The organism is Pseudomonas sp. D1HM (genome assembly GCF_019266105.1).
In the GTDB taxonomy this organism is placed as follows: Bacteria; Pseudomonadota; Gammaproteobacteria; order Pseudomonadales; family Pseudomonadaceae; genus Aquipseudomonas; species Aquipseudomonas taetrolens.
Window position 1 is genome coordinate 57,860 of record NZ_LRMN01000009.1, and the last position, 13,603, is coordinate 71,462.

The 13,603-nt window shown below is 54.8% G+C and carries 12 protein-coding genes and 1 pseudogene; 8 read left to right on the top strand and 5 right to left on the bottom strand.

Features of this window, described 5'->3' with window-relative positions:
- Positions 1-172 precede the first annotated feature (172 nt).
- The 3 genes from AWM69_RS12895 to AWM69_RS12905 form a co-directional block, all read right to left on the bottom strand.
- The gene (locus tag AWM69_RS12895) at positions 173-3,343 is read right to left on the bottom strand and encodes an efflux RND transporter permease subunit (RefSeq protein WP_218727062.1); all 3,171 of its coding nucleotides are present in this window, start codon (positions 3,341-3,343) and stop codon (positions 173-175) included.
- A 9-nt stretch (positions 3,344-3,352) separates the two neighbouring features.
- Positions 3,353-4,477: an efflux RND transporter periplasmic adaptor subunit gene (locus tag AWM69_RS12900; protein ID WP_218727064.1), complete on the bottom strand. Its 1,125-nt coding sequence runs from the start codon at positions 4,475-4,477 to the stop codon at positions 3,353-3,355.
- A 68-nt stretch (positions 4,478-4,545) separates the two neighbouring features.
- On the bottom strand, positions 4,546-4,836 hold the full coding sequence (locus tag AWM69_RS12905; protein WP_218727065.1) for a hypothetical protein: 291 nt from the start codon (positions 4,834-4,836) through the stop codon (positions 4,546-4,548).
- Between the two features lie 155 nt (positions 4,837-4,991).
- On the opposite strand from AWM69_RS12905, the gene AWM69_RS12910 reads away from it, so the two are divergent.
- The 5 genes and pseudogenes from AWM69_RS12910 (at position 4,992) to AWM69_RS12930 (ending at position 10,202) form a co-directional block, all read left to right on the top strand.
- Positions 4,992-5,885, top strand: a complete 894-nt coding sequence (locus AWM69_RS12910; protein ID WP_256930332.1) for a LysR family transcriptional regulator — start codon at positions 4,992-4,994, stop codon at positions 5,883-5,885.
- Between the two features lie 65 nt (positions 5,886-5,950).
- A pseudogene (locus AWM69_RS12915) lies at positions 5,951-6,543 on the top strand (IS5/IS1182 family transposase); the annotation flags it as partial.
- Between the two features lie 264 nt (positions 6,544-6,807).
- Entirely contained in the window at positions 6,808-8,271 is a 1,464-nt protein-coding gene (locus tag AWM69_RS12920; protein ID WP_218727069.1) for a DUF1254 domain-containing protein, read from the top strand.
- A gap of 19 nt (positions 8,272-8,290) precedes the next feature.
- A complete protein-coding gene (locus AWM69_RS12925) occupies positions 8,291-9,781 on the top strand; it encodes a DUF1254 domain-containing protein (protein ID WP_218727071.1) in 1,491 nt (496 codons plus the stop codon).
- A 211-nt stretch (positions 9,782-9,992) separates the two neighbouring features.
- A complete protein-coding gene (locus tag AWM69_RS12930) occupies positions 9,993-10,202 on the top strand; it encodes a hypothetical protein (RefSeq protein WP_218727073.1) in 210 nt (69 codons plus the stop codon).
- Between the two features lie 364 nt (positions 10,203-10,566).
- On the opposite strand, the gene AWM69_RS12935 is transcribed toward AWM69_RS12930, so the two are convergent.
- On the bottom strand, positions 10,567-11,421 hold the full coding sequence (locus AWM69_RS12935; RefSeq protein WP_218727075.1) for a LysR family transcriptional regulator: 855 nt from the start codon (positions 11,419-11,421) through the stop codon (positions 10,567-10,569).
- Between the two features lie 95 nt (positions 11,422-11,516).
- Between AWM69_RS12935 and AWM69_RS12940 the strand changes: the two genes are divergently transcribed.
- The 3 genes from AWM69_RS12940 (at position 11,517) to AWM69_RS12950 (ending at position 13,187) form a co-directional block, all read left to right on the top strand.
- The gene (locus tag AWM69_RS12940) at positions 11,517-12,158 is read left to right on the top strand and encodes an FMN-dependent NADH-azoreductase (RefSeq protein WP_131652245.1); all 642 of its coding nucleotides are present in this window, start codon (positions 11,517-11,519) and stop codon (positions 12,156-12,158) included.
- Positions 12,159-12,330: 172 nt separating this feature from the next.
- Positions 12,331-12,675 carry a hypothetical protein gene (locus AWM69_RS12945; protein ID WP_131652244.1) on the top strand — a complete coding sequence of 115 codons (345 nt, stop codon included), beginning with the start codon at positions 12,331-12,333 and terminating at the stop codon, positions 12,673-12,675.
- A gap of 182 nt (positions 12,676-12,857) precedes the next feature.
- Positions 12,858-13,187 carry a hypothetical protein gene (locus AWM69_RS12950; RefSeq protein ID WP_048378119.1) on the top strand — a complete coding sequence of 110 codons (330 nt, stop codon included), beginning with the start codon at positions 12,858-12,860 and terminating at the stop codon, positions 13,185-13,187.
- A gap of 9 nt (positions 13,188-13,196) precedes the next feature.
- Here the strand turns inward: AWM69_RS12950 and AWM69_RS12955 are convergent, their stop codons facing one another.
- Positions 13,197-13,577: a cytochrome c family protein gene (locus tag AWM69_RS12955; RefSeq protein WP_218727076.1), complete on the bottom strand. Its 381-nt coding sequence runs from the start codon at positions 13,575-13,577 to the stop codon at positions 13,197-13,199.
- Positions 13,578-13,603 lie beyond the last annotated feature (26 nt).

Sequence of the window (13,603 nt, forward strand, 5' to 3'; positions counted from 1 at the left end):
ACCTCCAAGTCACCAGCGTGGCCACCACAGCCAAACTGGTTGCGCTTCGCGCAACGCGCCATGCCTGGCGCACCATAAAAAAAGCGCCCTGCATGAGGGCGCTAAATGTTCACCTTAACCAAAGGAGGGAACGTAAGGTGAATTTGGGAGAACCATTGACAGCACTAGATCGTTAACTCTTCGGTGCGTCGTTTACATCCAAAGTGGAGTGATGCACCGGAATACGGGCACCCGCTTTTCTCAAGATCACATAGAACACAGGTGTGAGGAACAGGCCGAAAATCGTTACCCCGAGCATCCCTGAGAATACGGTTACGCCGGTGACTTGCCGAATTTCGCTGCCTGCGCCGGTGCTGACGAGCAGCGGTACGGCGCCAGCGATGAAGGCCGCCGAGGTCATGATGATAGGCCGGAGGCGTAACCGGCTCGCTTCCAGCGCAGCGGCTACAGTATTTTTGCCGGCCATTTCAAGTTCGCGTGCAAACTCCACGATCAGGATCGCGTTTTTACATGCCAGCCCCATCAGCACGACCAGGCCAACTTGAACGAATACATTGTTATCTCCATCCACGATCCATACGCCGGTCAATGCCGCGAAGACACAGACAGGCACGATCAACATCACAGCGAACGGCAATAACCAACTCTCATACAGCGCGGCGAGCACCAAGAACACCAACAAGACGGCGACCGAGAACACGATAAGGGAAGTGCTACCTTGGATCGTCTGCTGATAACTCAGATCGGTCCACTCCAACTCAATACCCTTTGGAAGAGAGCGTGCAGCAACCTCCTCTACCACTTTGATTACCTCTGCCGAGGAAAGCATCGAAGGATCTGCGTCGCCGATGATGTCCGCCGCCGGGTAGCCGTTGTAACGCATCGCTGGGTCTGGGCCAAAGGTCGGGGTAATTTCCACGAAAGCTCCCAGCGGCACCATTTCGCCTTGGGCATTCTTGACTCGCAGGGTTTTGATATCCTCTGGCGTCTGCCTATGGTTCGTCTCGGCTTGAGCCACAACACGGTATACCCGTCCGAACATTGTGAAGTCATTGATGTACACCGATCCTAGGTATATCTGCATGGATTCGAAGATGCTGGACATCTCCACGCCCTGCGCATGCGCTTTCATTCGATCGATCTTCACCTGCAGTTGAGGGAGGTTGGACTGGTATGAAGTGACGGGCCAAGTCATTCCCGGAACCGCCGAAAGATCCGCTTGGAACTTCTCTACCGCTTGCTGCAGCGCCGCGTAGCCTAACCCGCCTCGATCTTTGAGGTAGAGCGAATAACCAGAACCGTTACCAAAGCCCTGAATAGGCGGGGGCAGCAGTGCATAGGCCAGACCATCAGTGATGGTTGCGAGTTTGCTATTCAGCTCTTTGTTGATCGCCTCGGCAGTACGTTTACGTTCTTCAAAAGGCTTCAAAATGATGTAGGAGGTGACAAGGTTGGACGTATTGGTATTTTGCAGGGCATTGAAGCCAATATAGGAGCTCGCTACATCGATGCCCTCTACCGTTTCGGCGATTTCGGAGATCTGCCGCGCTACTTCTTCCGATCTCCCAAGCGAGGCTCCGCCTGGTAGGTTTGCCCCGGCGAAGAGATAAAGCTTGTCTTGGTTGGGAATGAAGCCAGCTGGAATTGCATTAAATAGTACCCCCGTCGCCACCAGCATTCCGATATATACGAACAGTACCGAGCCACGCCGCGGTAGAAGTCTTGCGATAACACCCTCATACCTGATCGAACTCCGGTAGAAGAAGCGGTTGAATGGGCGAAGCACCCAGCCCAGCGCATAATCCATGGCGCTGGTCAACCGGTCCTTAGGCGCTTGGTGTGGTTTGAGCAAAATCGCAGCCAAAGCAGGAGACAGCGTGAGGGAGTTGATCGTGGAGATAACCGTGGAGATTGTGATTGTGACAGCAAACTGTTTGTAAAAACTTCCCGTCACCCCACTCATAAAGGCCATGGGAACAAACACAGCACATAGCACGATGCCAATAGCAATAATGGGCCCAGAAACCTCTCTCATGGCTCGGTGGGCCGCTTCACGGGGGCCCAACCCCAACTCCATATTCCGCTCGACGTTCTCCACAACGACAATGGCGTCATCGACCACGATGCCGATAGCCAGCACCATGCCAAATAACGTGAGGGTGTTGATTGAATAACCCAGCAGATAAAGGAACGCGAAAGTACCCACGATCGACACGGGTACTGCAACCAATGGAATGATCGACGCACGCCATGTTTGCAGGAAGACCACCACCACAAGAACGATGAGTATCAATGCTTCGATCAGGGTATGTTCAACCGCAGAAATGGATTTTCGGACGAAAACCGTAGGATCCCAGACACTCTTGTATTCAATAGCGCCGGGGAAGTCTTCAGACAGCTTGTCCAGCTTGCTATAGACCTCTTCTGCCACACCTAGGGCATTTGCCCCGGGAGTGAGGAAAATGCCGAAGGACACTTCTGTCTTGTCGCCGCGCAGTACCCGCATCGTGTAATCCCCAGCGCCGAGCTCCACCGTAGCGACGTCTGAAAGCTTGATGAGCTGGCCGTCTCGACCCGCTTTAAGCACGATGTTTCCAAACTCTTCAGAGCTTGTTAAGCGTCCTTGCACGTTGACAGAGACAAGAAAATCGACGGCACCGGGCGATGGTTCAGAGCCAAGCTGTCCAGCCGAGACCTGCACATTCTGCTGGCGAACTGCAGCGATCGCTTCCTGTGCAGTGATACCAACAGTCGACAGCTTATTGGGATCAAGCCAGACACGCATCGCATAATCGCCGGCACCATACAACAAGACGTCACCAATGCCCGAAATTCGCGTCAGCTCATCCTTGATGTGCAAGCGGAGATAATTGCGCAGGTAGAGCGTGTCGTATTTCGGATCCGCAGAGAAGAAGCTCACATACATCAAAGGAGTCGGCGATTGCTTCTGTGTCGTCACTCCATATTGGCGGACGGCCTCTGGCAACCTTGATAGGGCCTGACTCACACGGTTTTGGACGCGTACTGCAGCTTCGTCAGGGTTCACCTTGGAGTTGAAGGTTACTGTAATCTGAAGGCTGCCATCAGAGCTGGCTACAGACTTCATGTACAGCATGTCCTCAACACCATTGATATTCTCTTCGAGAGGAATGGCTACGGATTCGGCGATTTCTTTGGGATTAGCGCCTGGGTAGTTGGCTTTTACGACTACCGTAGGAGGCACGACCTCAGGATATTCCCCTGTCGGTAACAGCGGTATTGCTATCAAGCCCGCCAACGAAATGATTACAGATAGAACGACCGCGAACGTGGGCCGGTCGATAAAAAATTTGGAAAAATCCATAATAAACCTTTAACGCCAGCCGGAACCTAGAGAGGAGGTCTGAAGGGCTGCGCTCTTTTCAGTATTTACATATTTCGGAATCACAACGTCGCCCGAGGTTAAAATATGCTGATGACCTGAAGTCACAACAACTTCGCCCCCACTCAGACCGCTAACCACAACCCTTAAACCATCATGAGATTTACCCACTTGAATATCGCGACGTTCAGCAATGCTTTCACCATTTACCACATAGACAAACTTCTTGTCTTGATCTGTAATAATTGACTGTTCGTTGATCAGGACGGTTTCCTTCTCTTCAGAAACAGCGAGTTTGACTTTAGCGTACAAGCCGGGAGTGAACAGTCGCTTAGCGTTATTTAACTTAATCCTCGCGCGAATTGTCCCTGTAGAGGAATTAACCTCGTTATCAACAAAATCTATTTTGCCCAAGTAAGGATAGGTAGAATCAGACGCCAACCCTACCGCCGCTATGAAATCACGATCTTCACCACCCGACGATTTATGTCTCAAGTAGCTTTTCTCGTCAGGGTCAAAGTAAACATATACCGGACTCTGAGACACTACTGTTGTGAGGACGCTCTGGTCAGACACAGCTAAATTCCCTACCGTCTGCTGAGCCCGGCTGGTTCGACCATTGATAGGCGAACGAATTTTGGTAAATTCCAAGTTGAGCTCTGCAACTTTAAGTTGAGCCTGTGTTGAAGCAAGCTCTGCCATTGACTGCCGATAACTTCTGCGAGCTTCGTCAGCGTCTTTTTGGGAAATCGCTCTAAAGGGGAGCAACTTCTCAGTGCGCTGGGCGTGTTCCTTGGTGTATTCAACATTTGCCTTAGCTCGGTCACGTTCGGCATTGGCACTCTCGAGCGCAGCCTGGTAAGGGCGTGGATCGATCTCGAAGAGCAAATCACCTTTTTTTACTTCAGCGCCCTCTTGGTAAGCGACGCTTTTAATATAGCCGCTCACGCGAGGCCTTATCGATACTGACTCCAACGCTGCAACGCGGCCATTGTAGTCTTCCCAGTCGGAAGTCTTGGACACCACCGCGCGCGCCACATTGACGACAGGAGCGGTAATCTCTTCAGTCTCATCCTGCTGGTGATCGCATGCGGCCAAGAGCATAGAGGTCAGCATTACACCACCCGTCCAGAGTACGCGCGAGGGGTTGTTTCGCAATTGAGCTACTCCTGAACTTTTATTTCTCATTGGGCGTTTTTGTTGGGTGACGTCTGCATAACTTGGTTATCTATATCTCCCGGTTGCTTTTCTGATATCACGCCAGCATCTTTCTGCCTGCTGGCTTCTTCTTGATCGACCTTTGCGTTTCTAGACTTCACTTCCTCATGCTGCTGCACCGGTTTCAGGAAACATGACTTGTAAAAGCACTTTCCTTCATGAAAACGCTGAAGTGCTTCAGCGCCGTCGGACGCATAACTCAATGTCGGGAATAGGAAGGTAGTAGCGATGCCTACTGCTTTGACGAAACTACGCATGGTGAGAACCTGGCTAAATAGAAAATGGGGCTTGATCTGCCGGCAATCTTGCCGTCAAAGCGATACTTTATTTGAACGATAAATTTATATAAACTAGCTGGTATCGGTTTAATAATACGGAAACTCGGACAATGGCTCTTGATCGGCTGGAAGCAATGCGGGCATTCTGTCGGATCGTGGAGGTTGGGAGCTTCTCAGCGGCAGCGGAATCGCTCACGGTGGCTAAAACCACAGTTTCAGGGCAGATCCAATCGCTGGAGAGTCATTTAGGCATCAAGCTCCTGCATCGAACGACAAGAAAGGTGTCCCCTACCACAGAGGGTCAGGCCTATTACCTGCGAGCACGCGCACTGCTTGACGACATGGACGACCTAGAGGCGTCCGTGTCGTTAAGTCGTAATATCGTGCGAGGCAGGATCAACGTGGATATGCCACCCGCAGTCGGGCTTTTACTGGTTGTTCCTGCGCTGCGAGACTTCATAGCCCGATACCCTCAAACCCATCTCGACATTGGCTGTAGCGATCGAGTCGTAGACCTCGTCGAAGAAGGCATCGACTGCTCTATCCGAGGCGGAGTCGTTTCAGATCCAAACTTGGTCTGCAAGGTCATTGGACGCGTACAACTTGCACTTTGTGCTTCTCCTGCGTACTTGGCTGGCGCACCGGAGCTCTTGAAACCTGCGGATCTACTTCTCCACCGAAATTTGGGCTACCGATTCACTGCTACTAACCGTAACTTCCTTCCAACAATGCATAGAGGAAAGGAGTCATTCACGCTCGATGTACCCGTGTCGATGTTCTTCAACAACGGCGGGGCATATACCGCTGCCGCCGTATCTGAATTGGGCGTCGCTTTCCTACCCCGTGCCGAAGCTGAATTGTATATCGCGCGAGGATTACTAAAGGAGGTGCTTCCAGATTGGCGACTGGAATCAATCCCGTTGTCTTTGGTGTATCCATACACTCGGCATTTGTCAGCGCGCATTCGAGCATTCACAGACTGGGTCACGGAGTTGATGCAGCGAAACGAGTTGTGGAGGCCCGAGTGACACCGGAAGAGCGAGCTTCTAAGCTCCCCCGCCTAAAGCCTTGTACAGATTTACCTCGCTGGTGTACCGAGAACGGCGTGATCATGGATGTGGAACCCACACCGGCTCATCGAACCGCAGAAGTCGAGAGCACTAAGACGATGATTGATCGGGTCGAAGCGCAGTTCGACATTAAGCCGAAACGCCTGATTGGCGACACCGCTTACGGTACCGCCCCGATGCTGGTTTGAATGGTGGAGGAAAAGAACATCGAGCCAAATGTGTCGGTGTGGGACAAAACCGAACGCAAGATCGACAGTTTTTCGAGCAAAGATTTCCGTTGGAATGAAGAGACTGAGAAACACTGCTGCCCGCTGGCAATGCGTTACGTAGCGAATGGCGAGCCTTCAAGAACGAGCGTCCGCACGTCACCAAAGCCAACACCATCATCTTCCGATCTAGACAGACCGACTGCGTTGCCTTTCCGATGAAATCCAAGTGCTGCCCGAACATTGCGTTCCGCAAGATCGCCCGCAGCGTCCATGAAGCCGCGCGCGATGTGGCTCGGCGAATCGCAGCGACACCTGCGTACGTGCGCTTTTGCTACGAACGTAAGAAGGTCGATATCTGCGACGGCTGGCTAAATTTACATATCAAGGGTCACCTGCCACGGGATAGGTGCGCCTACACTCAGCAAAAAACCTCAAATTATCCCACTAACTGAGCAGCAACGGTCAATGAAGGGCCGAGAAACCACTCAATGTGGTGAGTCGGGTCTTAGGCGATTGTCGTGCCTGAGTTCAAGCGAGCGGAAAATCCGACTTTTTCAACAGAATCGGCTGAAAGCTGACGTTCAAGCCGATCAAGCGTCACCCCACCAAACTTGAGCTATCTTTCCTGCGACTCACCAGCAAAAGGTGATCCCGCAAGTAAGGATGCTTTTATGAATCAATCGCCCCATCGCCTGAACCTGTTCGCACTGACGCTGCTCGGTGCACTGGCAACCACATCCCTGCTGGTGCCACCCAGCTACGCTGGCGAAGCTTCCGTTGCCGGGCCTGTCGCCGGCACCAAGGTCACCGAACCCTATGTGCGCATGATGGCGCGCGAAGCGTATTTCTGGGGTTGGCCGATGGCCAATATTTTCAACCGTCGCCAGGCCTTCAAAGACCTGCCCGAACCGGGCTTGATGGGTGGCATCGTTCCGGTCGCGCCGATCAATCGACTGTCGATGCTCAGTGATTACATTGATCCGGCGGAACGGCTGGTCGCATGCCCGAATCAGGATGTGGTGTACGGCGCGGGCAGCATCGCGCTGGATCTGGAACCGGTCGTGCTGCAAGTGCCGGACTTCGGCAGCCGTTTTTGGGTGTATCAGGTGGTGGATCTACGCTCCGATAGCTTTGCCGAACTCGGCAAGATGTACGGCAGCAAACCCGGCTTCTATCTGCTGGTTGGCCCTGACTGGAATGGCAAGGTGCCTGCGGGCATCACCAAAGTCTTTCGGGCACGTACCAGCACCGGCTTCGTGATTCCCCGAGTGTTCCAGGACGATACCGCAGCCGACCGCACAGCCATTCAAGCGTCGCTGTCGGGCGTGGACATGTACCCGTTGTCGCAATACGACGGCAAGGTCAAACACCGGGACTGGGCGAAACTGCCAAAATTCCCGGCGCAGGCGGCGGGCAGCGGCGAAACCAAATGGGTGATGCCGGAGAAATTCTTCGACGAGTTGCCGGCGCTACTCAAGGACGCCAAACCGTTGCCGGGCGAAGAAGCCCGCTACGCGCAGATGGCCACCCTCGCGGCCATCGCCAAGGCTGATCCGCAACTGAAGGCGGCGATGATCGATGAAGCGAAAAAAGCCGACAGCGAAGTGATCGATCCGCTGTTGCAGCTCCGCAACTATGGCCTGCAACTGCCGGATCACTGGAGCACCATCAGCAACGGTGCAGCGTTTGGCACCGACTACTTCAGCCGTACCGCCGTGGCGCGCTCGAATATTTTCGTCAACCAACAGAAAGAGACCAAATACTTCTATCAGGACTTGGACAAGTCCGGTACGCGTCTCAATGGGCAGAACAGCTACTCCGTGACCTTTGCTAAGGGGCAACTGCCGCCGGTTAAAGGCTTCTGGTCGCTGACCCTGTACAACGAGCAGCACTTCTTTTCCCCGAATGACCTTAAGCGCTATTCGATCGGCACCAAGAACAAATCACTGCAGGCCAATGCCGATGGTTCGTTGACGATTTACGTGCAGAGCGAATCACCGGGCAAGGACAAGGAAAGCAATTGGCTGCCGACGCCCCAAGGTGCTGATTTCTCGCTGTACATCCGCGCCTACTGGCCTGAACCGGCCGCGCTGAATGGCCAGTGGGTGCCCCCAGCCGTACTGAAAACCAATTGACCAGAACGGGACGTTCGCGATGAGCACATTTGCAAAATCACTGACTGCAACGGGCCTGGCCATCTCGATCAGCCTCAGCGCCCAGGCGGCCACGCACTATGAACAGTTGGCCGATCTGCCTTTTGCCGGCGGCTATCCAACACTGGAGGGCGTGGCGCAACTGCAAAACGAATTGCTTTTCCAGCGTGCCGTGCAGTCGTACATCTGGGCACTGCCGGCGTTGAACATGTACGCCATGAAAGAAGGTTCGGAAAAAGCCTTCGGTGCCGGCTACAACGTGCTGCCGATCTGGAAGGACCGCCTCAACGCCAAGACCCGCGTCACCACGCCCAATTCCGACGTGATCTATGCCATGGGCTATCTGGATCTCAAGCAGGACGGCCCGATGGTGATCGAAGTCCCGCCAGGCTTGCAGGGCATTCTCGATGACTTCTTCCAACGGCCGATCTGCTCCGAGGGCCAGATCGAAGGTCGCCAATGGTGTGGTGATGTCGGGCTGCCGGGACCGGACAAAGGCAAGGGTGCCAAGTATCTGGTGCTGCCACCGGACTACAAGGGCGAGGTACCGCCGGGCTACCTGACTTACCGCTCGCGCACTTACGGTGTGTTCGTGTTCTGGCGCGGATTCTTCAAGGACCCGAAACAACTGGAGGCACCGGTCGCAGTCATGGAGCAGACGCGCATCTATCCGCTGGGCAAACAGGCCACGGCCAAAGCGATGGAATTCCCCAACGCCTCGAAAACTCCGGTCAACATGCTCTACCCCTCCGACGGCAGTGCGTTCGACATGCTGTCGCGGTTCATCGATCACGAATACGTTGACCCGCAAGACATGGAAATGCGCGGCATGCTCGCCGCTCTGGGTATCGTTAAAGGCAAACCGTTCAAACCGGAGCCAGCCACCCGCGACCTGCTCGACAAGGCAGCGAAAACCGCCAGCAAGATCGGCCATGCCATTTCCTACACGCCGCAAACCATTGTCGCCAATGGCACCTGGTATCCGGATCGCAAGTGGTTGAACGTATTCCCCGGCAATGCGACGTTCACCGCCGACACCTTCAATTACATCGACCCGCGCACCGGTTTTTTCACCAACGCCTACTCGGCCAGCCCGGGCATGGCGGTGAACATGGAAAACGTCGGTGCCAAGTACCCGGCCACCTTCGTCGATGCCAAAGGCCAATTCCTGTCCGGCAGCAACAGCTACTCGCTGAACCTGCCCAAAGGCATTCCGGCGGCATTGTTCTGGTCGGTGACGGCGTATGACTCGATCACTGCATCAGGCCTGGATAACTGCCAGCCGTTCCCGTCGCTGAACACCATGGACAAGCCCGTCACCAACGCCGACGGCTCGATCGATGTGCATTTCGGCCCGAACTCACCGGGCGCCGGCAAAAACTGGATCAAAACCCTGCCGGGCGAAGGCTACTTCGTGATTCTGCGGTTATATGGCCCGACCAAGGCGTTCTTCGACAAGGCATGGAAACCGGGGGATTTGATCAAGCAATGATCTGAACTGCGTCTGAACGACATGAGTGCATGAATGCATTCATGTCTTCGGCGTTCTTGACCGACAGCTTTGGGTCGACTGCGGCCCTTCGTGACTGGCAGCAATCTACTGTGGATGCACCCTCCTCCCGGCGTCCTTCCGACCATGCGCAACTCCCTACCGAGGTCAGTAATCCCCCTGCTACGCTGAAAATTTCACGGAGGATTGCACAATGCCAAACTCAGACTTACTCCCTTCCCTGCTATTTAAGATCAACGAAAACCAGCTCGCCCTGGAGGCCGCCATCATGGAGCTTTCGAACTGGGTAGATATGCGCGGATCGGCGGACGTCGCCGACAATGTTCGGGGCGCCCTGGACACGATCGATCGAAACGAGGAGTTCATCAAGATAACGCTTGCTGTGCTCATGACGCCCGACTAATCGCGAAAGTTCGCCATGTGTCGGTTCGGCATTTTTTGGCAGACCAGGGAGTCTATCCGTAACCAGTTTCTTGTAGATATTATTCACAGCTCGTCGGAAATTGGATGGAGAAATCCGATCAAGCTTCCATCCACACCAGTCCTTATTGGAGGCAGGTAGGGTGTACACTTCACGGTACAACGTGGAAGTGTACACATGCAAAAAACTATGTTAATTATACAGTTATGCTATTATTCGAGTCTCCCTCGGGCCACCACCCACCATTCCCTACAAGTCTCTAACAGGACTCGCAGCACAGGAAAACCGGCCACCGCGCCGGTTTTTTTGTGCCTGAAATTCGTCTTCTGCCTGCTCGACATGTCGGTTAAGCCCTGCGTGTGGAGCAGTACTCCACGATAAGCCGGGTGACTGCCGCCACGACCAGTTGATCCGCTTCAGGCGAGGCAAATAGCCGAAACTCTGCATCCGGCAACTCCGGCAATCCTTGTTCAGCCCCAAGAGCCACTAATCCTTGCCCCAACTGGCTGAGTGTCATGGGCGCGACTGCGAAGCCTGCAAGCGCCGCCGTTCGCAGCCCGGCGGTGCTGCTGCATAACATCGCAGTGCGCTGGGGGATCCCGGCCTGGGCCAGGCGGCTCAATACCACCTCGCGATAAGGGCATGGTTCGGGGAACAGGGCCAGTGGCAAGGGCGTCGGCAACGGGATGACGGGTTGCGTCGGCCAGGCCCATACCAGCGGTTCTTGCCACAGTACGATGCCCGCGTCGCTGGTTTCGCACAGTGAGCCGATGACCAACTCCAGGTGGCCTTGCTTCATCAGCGCCAGCAACGTACCGGGTATGCCCATTTGCACGTCGATTGCCATTCCTGGGTACTGCGCGGCGAAGTCCTGAAACGCGCGCAGTAACCGGGGTTCGACAAAATCTTCGGACACCCCGATCCGTAGCCGCCCGTGAAACGGCTTACGCGTCAGTTCTGCCCAGGCATCACGGTTCAACGTAAGAATCGTGCGGGCATAAGCGAGCAAGCGCTCGCCATCAGGTGTCAGTTGCCGGGAACGGGTGGTGCGCGTCAATAACGGTTTACCCACCTGCTCTTCCAGTCGCCGCACATGGCCACTGACCGCAGACTGGGTGAGGTGCAGCTTCAGGGCTGCACGGCTGAAGCCTTGTTCATCGACCACAGCGACAAATGTTTTGAGTAGCAGCGTATCGAACATAGTTATATACGTGATCAATTGAGCATTATTTTACGATTTATATTTCAAATATAACTATGTTGCAATGCCTCTCTACCCACCGTTTGAGGCGTGCCATGACTACTCTTCTGCATATCGAATGCTCTCCCCGCAAGCAGCGTTCGGCTTCTCTTGAAGTCGCCCGCAGCTTCATTGCGCGTTATCAGGAACATACTCCGGACGCAGAGATCATCACCCTCGACCTCTGGAACATGGCGCTGCCTGAATTCGACGAGATAGCAATGGAAGCCAAATATGCAGGACTCAATGGCAGCGCCTTGCTGCCTGCGCAACAGGAGGCCTGGAATATCCTGAAGGCGCTGGCTGCGCATTTGCACCGCGCGGATGTGCTGGTGCTGTCCATACCGCTCTGGAATTTCAGCATCCCTTATAAGCTCAAACACTTCATCGACCTGGTGTCGCAAAAGGACATCCTGTTCAGCTTCGATCCGGAACGCGGCCTGGAAGGCATGCTGCACAATAAAATCGCCGTGGTGGCGTACGCCCGAGGCCTGGATTTTTCGCCGCAGTCGATCACGCCGGCGGAGCGTTTCGACTTCCAGAAGCCTTATGTAGAAGCCTGGCTGCAGTTCATCGGCGTGACCGATGTGCATTCGGTGATTGTGGAGAAAACCATCTTGGGTGAAGACGTTGATCGTGGCGCACGCGAGAGGGCAACTGAGCAGGCCGGGCGATTGGCCGATGATATTTGTCGCTGAGGGTCAGAGGGGAAAGTAGCGCAGGCGCCCTTCATACGGCGCTCAGATCCAGCAGCTATGCTGAAGAGCCGGTCCTGGGGTCGCCGCTGAAAATACCTGCTTGTCAGCAGCAGCCGGCCTCGCAGCGACTATTGTTTAATGGCCGATGCAGCATCGTTGAGGCATTTCCAATATGCAGAAACTCTGGAAGCAATATCAGGCTTTGCTGGCGAAGGATCTGAGTACGCAGATTTTCGACAATGTTAAAAACCTGGTGGTGTGTGCGCTTCTTTTTGCGGCGGGTACAGAGGCGCTGAGGGGAACGCATGATCTGTTCCTGGGGATTATGGCTTCCAGCATGGCGGGATGGGGGCTCATCGGAATTTCCAGTGTGCTCTTGGTGCTCAATGTCAGTGACGGGATTCGCCGGCTCGCCGTTCTGCGCTATCACGTGTTTTTCCAGCTTTTGCTGATTGTGGCGTATGTGGTGATTGCTGTGCGCGTGGTTGAAATTGTCTGGAGTTTTCGGTCGAACTGAACAGCGTGGCAGAACGCTCCGGCGGCGCTCGGTCACCTGCAGAATGAGCCCGCAAGCGACAGCTTGCAGCCCTGCCGCTACAATCGCGCCCTCCATGAAAATGACCGTCAAGCCCAAGGTCATTTTTCGTCTGTACCCCCCTGATTATCGCCACTCGGCAAGACAGTAAAGGAACTCGCACCATGGAATTGCCACTGGAGGCAGTCGCTCTTTTTTCTCTCAAGCTGGTCTATGAGACGGAAGGTCAAAGTCCGCTTCTGCGCGACGACCCGGCCATGGATGCGTATCAGCGCGAGGTGTTTGCCTTGCTGGTTCGTAATGGCGATGTCGAGGCGCTGCAGTGCAAAGTGAATGAGTGCCTGGTATTGGCGCTGGACGCTGTCGGTGGCGCGGAGTCAGTCATGGGCCGTGAGCTGCAGAAGCTGGCCGACGACTTCAGGCAGGCCGCCACGATCGAACAATTGCACGCTCCGCTGATCGCGCTGAAGGATTACCTGAAAGCCATCCAGTGATCATTGCCCCTAGAACGTTTCCAGGTAGGCCAGCAAATTGTCGATTTTCTCCTGATCGCTGATCCCCCAGAAAATCATGCGGGTGCCGCTGACAACTTTCTTTGGGGACTCGATGTACGCCGCCAGCTTCTCTCGGGTCCAGACTACGCCGGAGTTTTTCATTGCCTCGGAGTATTGATAGTCGGCGGTCGACCCGGCAGCCCGGCCAATCACGCCATTGAGCTGCGGACCAAACGATCCCCGGGCGTTCTCTCCCACGCTGTGACAGCCGCCGCAGGTCTTGGTGAACAGCTTCGCGCCAGCCTCGGCATCGCCTGCCGCCGCTGCCATGCCGCTGTACAGGCCGGCATTGAGGAGCATGGCGAAGGTCAGTAAGGCGAGGGGTTTCATGGGCAGCTCCACTTCAGGCATTGCAC

Coding starts and splice junctions, on each gene's coding strand:
- AWM69_RS12905 (WP_218727065.1), bottom strand. CDS start 4,836: ATGCGTAGTTTCGTCAAAGCAGTAGGCATCGCTACTACCTTCCTATTC.
- AWM69_RS12900 (WP_218727064.1), bottom strand. CDS start 4,477: ATGCTGACCTCTATGCTCTTGGCCGCATGCGATCACCAGCAGGATGAG.
- AWM69_RS12935 (WP_218727075.1), bottom strand. CDS start 11,421: ATGTTCGATACGCTGCTACTCAAAACATTTGTCGCTGTGGTCGATGAA.
- AWM69_RS12950 (WP_048378119.1), top strand. CDS start 12,858: ATGGAATTGCCACTGGAGGCAGTCGCTCTTTTTTCTCTCAAGCTGGTC.
- AWM69_RS12925 (WP_218727071.1), top strand. CDS start 8,291: ATGAGCACATTTGCAAAATCACTGACTGCAACGGGCCTGGCCATCTCG.
- AWM69_RS12955 (WP_218727076.1), bottom strand. CDS start 13,577: ATGAAACCCCTCGCCTTACTGACCTTCGCCATGCTCCTCAATGCCGGC.
- AWM69_RS12895 (WP_218727062.1), bottom strand. CDS start 3,343: ATGGATTTTTCCAAATTTTTTATCGACCGGCCCACGTTCGCGGTCGTT.
- AWM69_RS12940 (WP_131652245.1), top strand. CDS start 11,517: ATGACTACTCTTCTGCATATCGAATGCTCTCCCCGCAAGCAGCGTTCG.
- AWM69_RS12910 (WP_256930332.1), top strand. CDS start 4,992: ATGCGGGCATTCTGTCGGATCGTGGAGGTTGGGAGCTTCTCAGCGGCA.
- AWM69_RS12920 (WP_218727069.1), top strand. CDS start 6,808: ATGAATCAATCGCCCCATCGCCTGAACCTGTTCGCACTGACGCTGCTC.
- AWM69_RS12930 (WP_218727073.1), top strand. CDS start 9,993: ATGCCAAACTCAGACTTACTCCCTTCCCTGCTATTTAAGATCAACGAA.
- AWM69_RS12945 (WP_131652244.1), top strand. CDS start 12,331: ATGCAGAAACTCTGGAAGCAATATCAGGCTTTGCTGGCGAAGGATCTG.